General features: G+C 61.9%; 11 protein-coding genes. All 11 read left to right on the forward strand.

Going from position 1 to position 12806, the window contains the following annotated elements; all coding sequences use genetic code 11:
- Window positions 1-5: 5 nt before the first annotated feature.
- On the forward strand, window positions 6-929 hold the full coding sequence (locus tag Cocul_RS09450; RefSeq protein WP_055123017.1) for an IS481 family transposase: 924 nt from the start codon (window positions 6-8) through the stop codon (window positions 927-929).
- Window positions 833-1840, forward strand: coding sequence for a phage tail tape measure protein (locus tag Cocul_RS09455; protein WP_150114439.1), 1008 nt, complete (start codon window positions 833-835; stop codon window positions 1838-1840). Before Cocul_RS09450 ends, Cocul_RS09455 begins: the two co-directional genes overlap by 97 nt.
- Before the next feature lie 2725 nt (window positions 1841-4565).
- The gene (locus tag Cocul_RS09465; RefSeq protein ID WP_055123020.1) at window positions 4566-5672 is read left to right on the forward strand and encodes a hypothetical protein; all 1107 of its coding nucleotides are present in this window, start codon (window positions 4566-4568) and stop codon (window positions 5670-5672) included.
- A gap of 14 nt (window positions 5673-5686) precedes the next feature.
- Window positions 5687-6052 (forward strand): hypothetical protein, encoded by a 366-nt coding sequence (locus Cocul_RS09470; RefSeq protein WP_150114440.1) that lies wholly within the window; start codon window positions 5687-5689, stop codon window positions 6050-6052.
- 20 nt (window positions 6053-6072) lie between these two features.
- Window positions 6073-7347 (forward strand): hypothetical protein, encoded by a 1275-nt coding sequence (locus Cocul_RS09475; protein ID WP_055123022.1) that lies wholly within the window; start codon window positions 6073-6075, stop codon window positions 7345-7347.
- 25 nt (window positions 7348-7372) lie between these two features.
- A complete protein-coding gene (locus tag Cocul_RS09480; RefSeq protein WP_150114441.1) occupies window positions 7373-9001 on the forward strand; it encodes a Gp37-like protein in 1629 nt (542 codons plus the stop codon).
- Between the two features lie 2 nt (window positions 9002-9003).
- Window positions 9004-9354 (forward strand): phage gene 29 protein family protein, encoded by a 351-nt coding sequence (locus Cocul_RS09485; protein ID WP_055123024.1) that lies wholly within the window; start codon window positions 9004-9006, stop codon window positions 9352-9354.
- 1055 nt (window positions 9355-10409) lie between these two features.
- Window positions 10410-11633 (forward strand): hypothetical protein, encoded by a 1224-nt coding sequence (locus Cocul_RS12645; protein WP_211257120.1) that lies wholly within the window; start codon window positions 10410-10412, stop codon window positions 11631-11633.
- 19 nt (window positions 11634-11652) lie between these two features.
- Window positions 11653-11982 (forward strand): hypothetical protein, encoded by a 330-nt coding sequence (locus Cocul_RS09495; RefSeq protein WP_055123026.1) that lies wholly within the window; start codon window positions 11653-11655, stop codon window positions 11980-11982.
- Between the two features lie 48 nt (window positions 11983-12030).
- The gene (locus tag Cocul_RS09500; protein WP_055123027.1) at window positions 12031-12426 is read left to right on the forward strand and encodes a hypothetical protein; all 396 of its coding nucleotides are present in this window, start codon (window positions 12031-12033) and stop codon (window positions 12424-12426) included.
- Window positions 12416-12784 (forward strand): hypothetical protein, encoded by a 369-nt coding sequence (locus tag Cocul_RS09505; protein WP_055123028.1) that lies wholly within the window; start codon window positions 12416-12418, stop codon window positions 12782-12784. The genes Cocul_RS09500 and Cocul_RS09505 overlap by 11 nt, the downstream gene beginning before the upstream one ends.
- Window positions 12785-12806: the final 22 nt, after the last annotated feature.

The raw sequence follows: 12806 nt of genomic DNA on the forward strand, positions 1-12806 counted from the left end.
AAACCATGTCACACCCTAACGCTGCCCTCACCCCACGCCACCGTCTCAAGGTGGCGCAGCTCGTCGTCGACGAGGGATGGCCGATCAGCGAGGTGGCCGCCCGCTTCCAGGTCTCCTGGCCCACTGTGAAACGCTGGGCCGACCGTTACCGGGCAGGCCAATCAATGCAGGACCGGTCCTCCCGTGCCCATCGCTCGCTGAACCGGACCAGCGGGAAGACTTCCCGGCGCTGCATCGACCTACGGCTGCGCCTCCGGGAGGGGCCGGTGCAGTTGGCCTGTCGACTGGGTATCGCCCCGTCGACGGTCCACCGCATTCTGGTCGCCGCACACTTGAACCGGCTGTCCCATGTCGACCGCGCCACCGGCGAACCGGTCCGTCGATACGAACACGACCACCCCCGATCAATGCTACACGTGGACGTGAAGAACCGCGCCGCCACCCCTGGCAAGCCCAAGAATAGGTACCGGGACCCGTTGATGGGCAATGCCTACGTCTACACCGTCATCGATGACCACTCCCGCGTCGCCTACGCTGAAATCCACGACGACGAAACCGCCCTCACCGCCACCGCTGTCCTGGTCCGAGCCGTCGAGTGGTTCAACCAGCGGGGCGTCACCGTCGAGCGGGTCCTTTCTGACAACGGCGGTGCCTACCGCTCACACCTGTGGCGCGACACCTGCGCGGAGCTTGGCATCCGACACAAGCGAACCCGCCCGTATCGGCCGCAGACCAACGGCAAGATCGAGCGATTCCACCGCACCTTGGCCGATGGTTGGGCCTATGCCCGCTGCTACACCTCCGAGGCCGAGCGCCGGGGCGAGCTTGACGGTTGGCTGCACTATTACAACCATCACCGGCCCCACACTTCCTGCGGGAACCAGCCGCCCTTCTCACGGTTGACCAACGTCTCCGGTCAGTACATCTAGCTAATGCCACTGATAACGTCAAGTCCAAGGAGCTGTCCCACAAGGCAGTCCAGGAAGATGTCGCGCGTTCTGAAAAAGCGGCGGCGGAAGGTGCGGAAGAAGCCGCAAAGTCTATTAAAATCCTCGGTGACGCTTCCGAGGATGCGGAGGGGAAGTCGTCTCGTTTCGCCGCCGTGCAGGATAAGGTGAAGTTGGGTGTTGCTGCTGTTAGTGCTGCGGCAGTTGCTACGGGTGCGGCTTTGTTTAAGGTCGGCCAGGATTTCGATGAAGCCTACGATGCTATCCGCGTCGGTACGGGCGCGTCCGGTGAGGCCTTTGAGGGGCTCAAGGAATCTGCGCGCAATGTTTATAAGGAAATCCCGGCGATGGACGGTGGTTTCCAGCAGGTAGGCACCACTCTTGCGGATTTGAATACTCGCTTGGGTCTTACTGGAGAGCCGCTAGAGCAGATGGCGTCGCAGTTTGTTGAGTTGTCTAATATGGGTATTGACGCGGACATTAATGACGCGTCGGCGGCGCTGAGTGCCTTTGGTACGGAGGCTCATCAAGCCCCAGAGGCAATGGACGAGCTGTTTCGCGCTTCGCAGGCCACGGGACTAACTATTAGTGAACTAGCGCAGTCTGCTGTTAAGGGTGCCCCGCAGCTGAAGCAATTTGGTTTCAGTATGGGCGAGTCTGCCGCTTTAGTCGGCAAGCTTGATAAGGCGGTGTGGAAGCCGATAAGGTCCTTGCGGGTATGGGCAAGGCGATGGTGCAATTCGCTAAAGATGGGAAAGAGTCCCAACAGGCACTTTTTGATACCGCCCGCGAGATTGAGAATTACATTTCACTGGGCGACGACGTTGCGGCTACGGACATGGCGGCGAAGCTCTTTGGCACAAAAGGCGCTGGTCAATTTATTGATGCTGTGAAATCTGGCGCTCTATCTGTCGATGATCTGATGGGTAATATCGGGGCCACGGAGGACACGATCCTGGGGGTTGCAAAGGAGACCCAAAGTTTCAGTGAAAAGTGGGCTCTTCTGAAGCAAAACGCCCTGGCGGCTTTAGAGCCTATCGCGTCGAAGATTTTTGACGCCCTTAGCCCCGCGATGGACGCAGTGCTGGGCGGCATGGAAAGAATAGCCCCGTGGGTGGAGTCGGTGCTTGCGCCGGCGATTTCTGTCGTGTCCGGGAAAATCTCGGAGTTTGTAGGCTACGTCTCAGCTAATCTGATTTCACTTGTTGTCCCCGCTTTTGAGCGGCTTGGTGAGATTTTCCGTGGCCTTGTCGAGAAGGTACAAGGACTGGTTCAGTGGGGGCGTGAACACCAGGGTGTCATGGCGGTGCTCGCTGGTGCGGCTGGGGGTCTTGCGGTGGCTTTCGGCGCTGTGGCCCTCCAGATGAAGGCCACGGCCGTGGCGCAGACCATTATGAAATCCGGTGGGCTTATCGGCTGGATTAGCAAGATGATTACCTCCACGAATTTGTGGGCGGCTGCGCAAAAAGCCCTTAATTTCGTGATGAACATGAATCCGTACATGAAGATCGTCACGGTCATCATGACATTGGCAGGGGCCCTGTGGGCGTTTTTCACCAAGACCGAGACCGGGCGGGAGATGTGGGCGAAGTTCACCGATGCCCTCGCGCGCGGCTGGGATTGGTTTACTGAGAAACTTTCCGCCGGGTGGCAATGGGTTAAGGCCAGCGTGTGGGATCCTTTCATAGGGTTCATTACTGGCACGCTGGTGCCGCTGTGGAATGCAGCCTGGGGTCTTATCCAGGCGGCGTGGGATAAATTCACCAGCGGGCTGTCGTGGGCGTGGGAGAGCGTCATTAAGCCGGTGTTCGACGCGATCTGGCAGGTCGCCAAGGTGACCATTGGTGTGATCGGCACTTTGATCCTCGCTCCACTAGTCCTGTATTGGAAGGCTATGTCGGCCGCCGTGAAGTGGGGCTGGGAGAGTGTCATTAAGCCCGCATGGGATGCGCTGAGTGCTGCGGCGAGTTGGATGTGGGAGAACGTCCTCAAGCCCACGTTTGGGTGGATTAAAGACCGCTGGCAGGACATGGTCGAAGGCATCAAATTCTATTGGGAGAATGTCTGGAATCCGGTCTTGGAAAAGGTCGGTGAGGTCGCCCAATGGCTCTGGAATAACGTCCTCGTTCCCACCTTTGAGGGGATTAAGCGCGGCTGGGAACTCATGGTCGATGGCATCAAATGGGCCTGGGAGAACATCCTCAAACCGGCCTGGGACGCGGTGCAAACCGCAGCCCAGTTCCTGTGGGATAACGTCCTCAACCCAGTTTTCAACGCCATCAAGACCGCTTGGGATGGGCTTGGCAAGGCCATCCAGTGGGTTTGGGAGAACGTCATCAAGACCGCTTGGGAAGCGCTGCAAAACGCACTGCGGTTTCTGTGGGATAACGTCGCTAAGCCCGTGATCGGCTTCATTCAGGATCGCTGGGATCAGCTAGGCCGCGCCATTGAGGCGGTGAAGCAAAACGTTGTCCTACCTGCCTTCGACGCCCTTCAGCGAGGGCTGGACACCCTTAAGGGCTGGTTCGATCGCGTAGTCGATGGCATCGGCTCCACATGGGATAAGCTGCGCGGGTTCATGGCGAAGCCGATCAACTTCATGATCGACACGGTGTACAACAACGGCATCCGCAAGGCCTGGAACCTCATCGCCCGAGTCCTCAAGCTCGGAGAATTGGAGGAGGCCAAGCGGATCGACGGGTACGCCACGGGTGGCCAGATTAAGGGCCCCGGCACCGGCACCTCTGACGATGTGCTGATGTGGGGCTCGAACGGCGAGCACATGATGACCGCCGCTGAAGTTCAGGCGATGGGTGGTCACGGCGCGGTCTACGCCATGCGTGACGCCATTGCTACCGGGCGCGGCTTCACTTATGACGGCCAGGGTGGCCTGGCTGTCTTGCCTCACCCGGACGAAAGCGCTGGGGACTTGGCCGGGGCCGCTCCGGGACTGTTTCTCCCGGCGTACAAGGACGGCGGTGAGATTCGCCCCATGTGGGAAAAACAGCTCATTGCTGCCCACGAGTTCGCCAAGGCGCAGCACGGCAAGCCCTACCAGTGGGCAGGCCCCACTGGGCCGGGCACGTCGTTTGACTGCTCCGGCTTCATGGCCGCCATCGCCGCTGTCATCCAGGGCACCAACCCCTGGCAGCGGTACTGGGCCACGATGTCCTTCCCAACGCCGGGCGCTCAGGGCTTTGTCCCTGGCCTTGGCCAGGGGTTCTCGGTGGGCATCTTCAACGGCGGCCCTTATGGTGGCCACACTGCCGGTACGCTGTCGGCGGCTGGTGACTACCCAGCGATCAACGTGGAGTCCGGTGGTAGCCCCAGCATGGTGAAGTACGGACCCGGCGCGGTCGGAGCCGACCACAGTTCCTTTACCATGCAATACCACCTGCCCATTGGTGCGGATGGCGCTTTTGAGTCCGGTGGCGAGGGCGGCATCAGCGTGGAGAGCATGAAGGCCATCATCGAGGAGAAGCTCTCCGGGGCGGTGGATAAGATCATGGCGCCGATCACGGGCATGTTGCCCTCCCCGCCGCCGGAGTGGCAGGCCATCTCCCCAAGGGCGTCTACGACCAAGGCCGTGACGGCCTCGCTGGGGGGATCGCTGAGGCCGTGGGTGGGCTCGCGGACACCGTGGGCACTATCTTCTCCGCGATCAGGAACATCCCCAAGCTGGTCAAGGAAGCCTTGACAGGGGAGGTGGATGTCAATGAGGAGGCTATGGCTGGTCTCTATGATTCTGGTGGGGTGCTCCAGCATGGCAGCCTCGCGGTGAATCTCTCCGGCAAGCCGGAAGCGGTCCTTACCTACAACCAGTGGGACGACCTCTCCCGGCTACTGGGCGTATTCAAGGACATCGTGCCTGGTCTAGAGCGTGTACCTTATGCGCTCGAAGAACTGGCCGTGTCCTACCGCGACGGTGTGGGGCTGCTAGGTGATGCGGTGCGTGGTACACGGGATAACCCCCTGGCCCGCGCCGCAGGGCACCTCGCCGGGCCCTGGGCGGCACTCGGCAAGTCCGCGTTCGAGACCTACTCGAACCTGGAGCCAAGCCAGGTCATGGGCAATCTCGCTCACGGGGTGGTCACCGGCCATCTGGAGGACGCGGCTGGGCTTTTGGGTATCCCCACCGAAAAGCCTGCGTGGCTTGACGCTGCGGAGCAATTCCGCGCCGCGATCCCCGGTGCGATGACGTCTGCGCGGGGCTCTTTGGCCTCGTCGATTGAGAAGGCTAAGGGTAAGTCTCAGGCGGCCCAGGCCGGGGCGGTGGGGCTGTCGGATGGTGGTCAGGCTGCGAAGGAGTCCGGGTTGGCACCTGTCCCGGAGGCGGTGGAGACCGCCGCGCAGGGGAAGTCCCCGCAGGGCGAGGGGCAGGATTGGGCGTCGTTTGCTGCGGGGATTTTGGGTGCGGGTTCTGTGATGGAGTTGGGTCGTAACGCCATGCACGGCGGGATCGAGCTGGCTTCTATGGGGCCAGTCATGGTGTCGGTGTGCTGGAGTCGATGGCCTCCCAGGGGTGGAGTGCGGGTGTGGGCACCATGGAGTCGATGGCGTCCGCCGCGCTCAACTCCGGGGTGTCGTTTACGTCCAATGCACTCAATGCTGTGGGTGGCTCGGCCGGTGCGGTGCTCAATGCGGTTGCTCCCGGTGCGGGCGCTGTGGTGGCCCCGTTCCTGGCGCAGGCGTTGCCGCAGGCGCAGATGGCCTTGTCGAGTCTGATTCCTGCGGGGGAGATGGCGATTGCTACGGCGGGCACGCTGGCTGATGTGTATGGGCAGCAGGCGATTGGCGGCGCGGGGCTGCTGGCGAATATCGGTATTGACCAGGTGGCTCAGGCCGGTGGGCGCATGGTCGATGCTGGTTTTGATACCGTGCAGGACGAGCTGCCGGATATGCCGTTGCCGGGGGACGCGCTGGCGAAGTTGCCGGAGGCTGCCCGGTCTGCGGGTAGTGAATTAGTGGGGGGTGCGGCTAGGGCCTCGGAGATCACCCGCAGGGGGGTTACCTATATCACCAATGTGGGGTCGAAGGCGGACGCTTACGAGGTGGTCAAGCACCACCAGGCCCGCGAATTTGCCGGTTTTGGCCTGTCTCGCTGATGAGTGAAGGAGATTCGCATATGACGGATAGAAAGATCGCTATTGATGTGATCGGTGTCCACGGTGAGGAGTTCCGTATCAGCGGGCCAGGTGCAGGCCGTGAGGGGGTATGGCTTGATCCTGGTTTCGTTGGCGTGGTGAATGCGGCGTTTTCTACGGTGTGGACCTCGGCGGCGGATCAAATCGGTGGCACGTTCGCTGACGCTAAGTTCTCTGCTCGGGATATTACGTTGCCGGTGACGTTGCTGGATTCGCCGCTGAGGGATTGGGAGACGGTGTATAGCCGGTGGCTAACCGCTTGGTCGATCTGGGAGGATGCCACGTTGGTGGTGACGACTCCGGCGGGGCGGCGTGAGTTGCGGTGCCGCATGTCGGAGACCCCGGAGATTTATTTGGGGCAGCTGGGTGGTCATGTGCAGGGGCGCGCGGGTATTTTGATGAAACTGCGCGCGGGGGACCCGTTGTTTTCGTCGGGGGTAGATGTGACTGGCTGGGAGTTTAATGGGAATCGCTGGCACGGTCATGTCACCGTGTCGAATCCCACCGATGTTCCTGCTTGGCCGAAGTGGGTGTGCACTGGCCCGGCGTCGTTGATCTTGCCGGATTTTTCGTTCGAAACCCGGGGCGGTTTCCCCGGCTATGAACACCGCAAACGCCGAATCACCATGCCGTTCCAGTCGTATAAGCAGCACGTGCTGGTCGATACGGACCCGATGGTCGAGCAGGTGGTTGCCATCGAGACGGAGCCGGAGAACCTCGTCGATGATCTGGCGGGGTTGCTTCGGCGGTTGTTGCCGGAGGGGCCGCAGTGGTGGGCGCGCATGAATGGGCAGTTTTTCACCTACCCGATTCCGCCGCGCACCCCACCTACGGAGGTGCCGGTGGCGGTCAATCCGTTGCCGTGGCTGCCTAATCTGTGGCGTACGCTCCAAATTCCGTTTTCCATTCCCACGGATTTCCTGGTGCTGTGCGCGGAGGCAATGACTGTGGTCATGGACCCGTTGTCCGGGTCGCGGGTTTTGGCGATGACCCCGGATGATCTGGCGGACAAGATTGATGAGGCAGTGCGCCGTGCAGGCGGCATCTTCGGTGGGCTGGGGGAGGCGGCTGCGGAGATGGCGCAGACGATCAGCCGGGTGCTGACCCGCGCCACCATCGGCAAACTGGTGGCCGATACGTGGGCCTACTCCTGGGGGTCGCTGAACACGATGGCCGGGGCCGGGGTGCAGGTGCGGGTGGAACGGAAATGGACATCGGCGTTTGGCATGGAGCTGGAGGTGGCGCGTGATGGGTGAGTACTCATCGGATTTCGTTGCACGCATGGAGACGATTTGGCAGGCAGCGCTGCGCCACCGCGAGGCACGCGATGCACACCGTCGCCAGAAGTCATTTGTGCGCCTGTGGGACGGCGACTGGGTACTGCGCGGGCGGGTCTCCGGGGAAATCGAGGCGAGTTTCTCCTTCAAGCTCAACGACGTCGGCAGTGGTCTCATTGTGCTGCCCGCCACTCACCACCTGGCGGTGTGGGCGCTGGACGTATGGGGCCGCAAGACCGAGAATATCCACATCACCGCTGATTTTCGGGGTGCGCGCTGGGGCGGGCGAATGCAATCAGTCTCCCTGGTCAAAGGCTCCGATGGGACGCGCACCGTAGAGATCACGTTCCTGCATGACCTTAAAGAACTCGACCACGTGTTGTGCTGGCCAAACCCGTTTTTGCCTGCGGGGGTGCAGTGGCCGAAGCACTTCGTGCTGGCAGGCCCCTCGCGCTACATGCTGAAACTGATCCTCTTCCTTAACCTTATCCGCCTGCACGGGAACTTCTGGCAACTACCCGATGATCCCCTTGACCCGCGCACCTGGTTTGAGGGTGTTACCCCCTGGAACTGGAGTATCGCCGTGGCACCAGGATCGCTGCTCATGGACGATTCCCAATGGTGCATCCTGTCCTCCCGGATGAATACCTGGCGGGAGGTCGCTGAGCCTATCTTGGAGGACGCTGGGCTTATGGTGGAGTGTCGCCGCTGGTTAGAGGGCGATGAGAAACCCACAGGGTGGATTGGGCCGCTGCGCAACGGCCAACTCATCGTGGACGTGGTGGATAAATCCGGCGTGTTCGAGACCACGGCGTTCGGCGGCACCATCTTCGGCGGTATGCTACGCACCTCTACCCGCCTGGCGGATAACCTCGTCGATGACTTCATCACGGTGGTGGCCTCCCCGCCGGAGCCTGCGGAATACTCTGTGTCCAAGTGGTTGGGCACGAAGCCCGCCCAGCCGTGGGTGGTCTACCGCGATGGGCAGTACAGCCCGATTGACTCGGCAAAGTGGACGCATGAGCCCGCCACCGCCACCAGCATTGTGGCTGGCGGCAAGTCCATTTTCGGGGTCAATGAGTCCGTGAGCCTCTCGGTACAGCTGGTGGGCAACGTCCTTGGCGCGATCTTTTTCATGCCCACCTTGGGCACCATCGCGGACACCGCGCTCAAGCCCCTCTACGAGGACATCTTCCTAGCTTGGGGGGCGATTAAATCCCCGGTACGCACCGCTAAGGCGGGGTGGTCTCACTACCACGAGTCCCGCGCTGAGGGCGGCGAATCCGCCTGGTCCTTATCTGGAGTGGTCGCCATGCGCGAGGGATTCTGGCAGACCCGCTCACGCACCAAGCACGAGGTCAGCATTGGGGACGCGGGGCCCTACCTCCTGGGAGATCGGGGGCAGGGGCATTTCTGGCTCGGTGACCGTATCGGCATCCAGATGCAGGGAGTCCCCGGTGGGCGTGTCGTTGTCGAGCAGGTACAGGAAATCTCGATGGGCTGGGGGCGTGATGCCGCCCCCGCTTTCCAGCTCACCGTGGGTGACCCGCGTGTGGATCAGTCCCCGCTGGCGCGCGCCCTTGACCAATCCAAGCGGTTCTTCGGAATCCTGCACGATATAGGAGTGATGTAAAAGTGCCTGCAATCTCCCAAGCCAAGGCCAACATGACCGACCCCCGCGAGCACGCTGTCTGGGCACTCTCCCCGGTGCCGATTGATGAGCAGGGAACCCCGCTGGTGCTGCCGTTGATGGCGCTGCAGTTCATCTCCGAGCACCTATGGTGCTGTGGCTTCCGTCACCACCCAGACCTCCAAGAAATCACCGCCAGCGAGGACGCCCACACCGCGTTTATGGCCGGGGGAGTGGCCTGGGTCCCCATCTCCGAGGCCACCACCCCCACCCCGGAGGTAGACCTCTCCGCGCTGTCTGAAGCGGAAGTTGCGGCCGTGGAGGCTGCACTAGAGCGACGAAAGAAAGGTATGTAATGACCGCACCACAGCAGGGTATCCCCGAGGGAGGCTACGGGGCGTCCGGCCTCGCAGCACTCCAGGGGATGAATGAGGAGGCTATTAAGCGCCGCCTGCGCGCCCCCGCAGATAACCTCTTTAACCAGGTCAAAGGCAAATTCGTAACTAAGTTCGTAGACGGTATTGCCGATGTCCTCTCCGGGGTGCGCTCGATCTTCGGGTTCGAGCGCCTAGAGCGCGTCGGCCAAGAGTTCCGTGATGGGCAAGCGGAGTTAAATCAGCGCACTGATTTACTTTCTCCGCTGCTGGACTACGGAAGTGCGTATATGGGGCGACTCACTGGTTTTGATCAAACAGGGGTCATGCCTTTTCGTACTCAGATTGGGCCGATGCGGGGCTGCCACTTGGAGGCCGATGGTATACGCCTTGAGGATAAAGGCCTGTGGGATATCCGCGCGCAGTTAACCGCTGAAGCGGCAATTATTGTCACCGGAAAAATGGAGTGGCGGGTGGTTGTCAAAGACCAGCAGGGCCGGGTGTACTCCTCCCAGCGTGCCACGGTGACCTCTAATAACCGCTTGACGCAAACGCTGGTGTCGTCAGTAGTCGTCCCCGCATCCGGCTATTTGGTTCAAGTAGAGCTGATGAGCTTAGGAATTGGCCGCACTGTCTTTGGGGGCCGGAATGGAACAGGCTTGTTGTCCAGCATATTAGCCGTGAAGTTTCCGGTTCTACAGGTGCGGAATCCTCACAGATACCACCAGACCCGGTGCAAGGGCCACCGCGTCCACCAGAGTGATCAACAAGGAGTTGTGATGGTAGCAACAGTAAAGATTAATGCGCGTGACGTGTTCCAGCGTGCACCGCAGTACGGGGATAAGGTCATCTTTCGTGCCCCGAGGCTGCGTCCGGGTACCGCAGATCAGATCATCACGCCCAGAGCGGTGACAGTCACCCTGGAAGATGGTAGGGCTAGTGTCAGTCTTGAGCCTGGCCCATGCCAGGTGATTTTCCGGGTCGGTACGTCGGTAGATTCGCGGCCTTTTGATGTGCTGATCCCGACTTCGGGGAGCGTGACGCTGCGGGATTTGATTGAGCGAAATTACCGCTGGGAGCCGGAGATCGTCTCCGAGGTGCAGAAAGCCCAAGCCAAGGCCGAGGCCGCCGCCCACCGCGCGGAGGCCTCCCGTAATAAGGCCCGCACCGCCGCCAACCAGGCCAAGGCTGCCAGCGATGGGATCGCTACCCTCCGCGATCAGGCTGCTGCGTCGGCTACTCAGGCTGGGCAGTCCGCTACTGAGGCTGACGCAGCGGCGAAGCGGGCAGAGCAATCCGCCACTACGGCGAAGGCGTCCGAGACTCGCGCCGAGCAGTCCGCTAATCACGCTGCCCAGGGACAGTATGCCGCCGAGAAAGCCGCCCGCGACGCCGCCACCTCTGCCACCCAAGCCGGGGAGGCTGTCACTCAGGCAGCAGGGGAGACCACCCGCGCCACCACAGCAGCGGATCGATCGGAAGAAGCCGCCCGCCGGGCGGTAGAGGGTGCGGGTCGTATCGGCACTGCCGAAGCAGTGGTTGCTGCGAAGCGGGCTGCGGAGGCGGCGGCTGCCCGCTCGGGCACCCAGGCGGATCGCTCGAAGGCGGAGGCGGACCGGGCGGTGCAGGCGGCCTCTACGGCTACGTCGGGGATTAGCCCGCAGGTGCGTAGTGAGATTGATGCTAAGGCCACCAAGGCGGAGGTGGCCGAGGGGCTAGCGGGTAAGGCCGATACTGCACATCGGCATCGCAGTAGCGAGATCATCGACTCGACCTACAATATTGGGTTGAGGCAAGACCGCAACCTGCTAGTGAAGATGGACAGCGCGGGGAAGATCTCTGTGTATGGCTCACCAGGCATGAAGGCCCGCGATGGTGCTATACAAATCGCTGCGACACAAGGGGCGCGAACCCCAGATAACTCGGTGGTCAATAAGCGCTATGTGGACGGTGAGGTCGCTAAGAAGGCCGATGTCACGCATACACACGTGCTTGCTGAGATTGAGGGGCTAGTGGCTGCGCTCAAGGACGCGAAGTTGGCGGCGCAGGCGGCCCGTGATGTGGTGGCGAGCTGGGACCAGCCGATCCGTTCGGTGGTGAACCTGGCCGTGGAGTTTCACCCGCGCGCGCTGATGGCGGTGCAGGACCTCAATACCTGGTCGATGTTGCAGGTGGTTAAGGCCATTGCCGCGAAGGTGGGCCTGGATGCGGATCAGATTATCGCCGAGGCCATCGCCGCAGACCGAGCGCAGAAGAAGTAGCAAGGATAAGGAGAAGAGGATGAGTGCGACGATTTCGCAGGCCGTGGCGGCCGCGCTGGAGACCCAGCCGTGGTTTACCCGCCGTAAAGACACCATCGCTGCGGTGGCGGGTACGATCCTCCAGATGGTCAATCTCGTGGCCGCCCAGGCGACGGAGTGGCCACCAACGGCGGCCGTGGCCCTGGCCGTGGTGGTGGGTGTGCTGCAGGTGGTGGTGCATGCGGCGACGCCGGGGGCAATTACTCCGTCGATGGCTACGCGCTTGGAGGATGCGGCCTCTACCCCGGCTGTGGATGTGGTCAGCCATGAGCGTGAGGGCTTGGCGGTGTCTCCGATGGGGGAGCACTGACGATGATTGTGCGTGAGGAGGTTTCCCGGTGGGGGTGGTTGCGCTCGGATGGGGCCCGGGGTACTAGTGCTGGCGGTCACGGTGTTGATTCGCGGGGTGTGTTACGTGCCGTCGATGATTCCTGAGGGGCATCGTATCCCCGCACTGGAGAGGTTTTTGCCGCTGTGGTCATGGTCGGGGCTGTGGTTGATCGCGGGGGCACTGGCGGTGGTGTGCGTGGTGTGTGGGGCTAGGCGGTGGTTGCCGGTGGCTACGGGGGTGTTGGTGGCGCTGCATACCTTGTGGGGTGCGATCTACATCGCGGCGTGGGCGTCGGGGGACTCCGAGCGTGGCTATGTCACGGCGTTGAGTTATATCGCGGTGGCGTTGTTGGCGACGTGGGCTTTTGGGCGCGGTGACCTGTCCCCGGTGGTAGACAGGGAGGTGGGGGCTGATGATCGCTGAGGGCGTTATTATCGCCGTAGTCTCGGCAGCGTCGGGGCTGGTGGTGGCGTTTTGGCAGCGCCGCTCCGCCCGGGAGGAGACCGTGGCTAGCCAGTACCAGGCCATGGTCAAAGACCTGGATAAACTCAAGCACGACTACCGGGAAGAAAACCGCGAGTTACGTGAGCGCTTACGGGAGTTAGAGACCGAGCAGGATCGCCTCAAGCGGCACCTGGCTCGTATGGAGGAAGCCTACCAGCTGGCCGATGAGAAGGTGCAGGAGGCGGTGGATTACATCGTCGGCTTGCGAGCCTTAATTCCTGTCGGTGCGCGCCCGCCGGTACCGGAGGTGCTGCGAGCGCTCATCTCTGAGCAATGAAGATGGCCCTCATCCTAGCGGG

This window comes from Corynebacterium oculi (assembly GCF_001412105.1).
GTDB lineage: Bacteria > Actinomycetota > Actinomycetes > Mycobacteriales > Mycobacteriaceae > Corynebacterium > Corynebacterium oculi.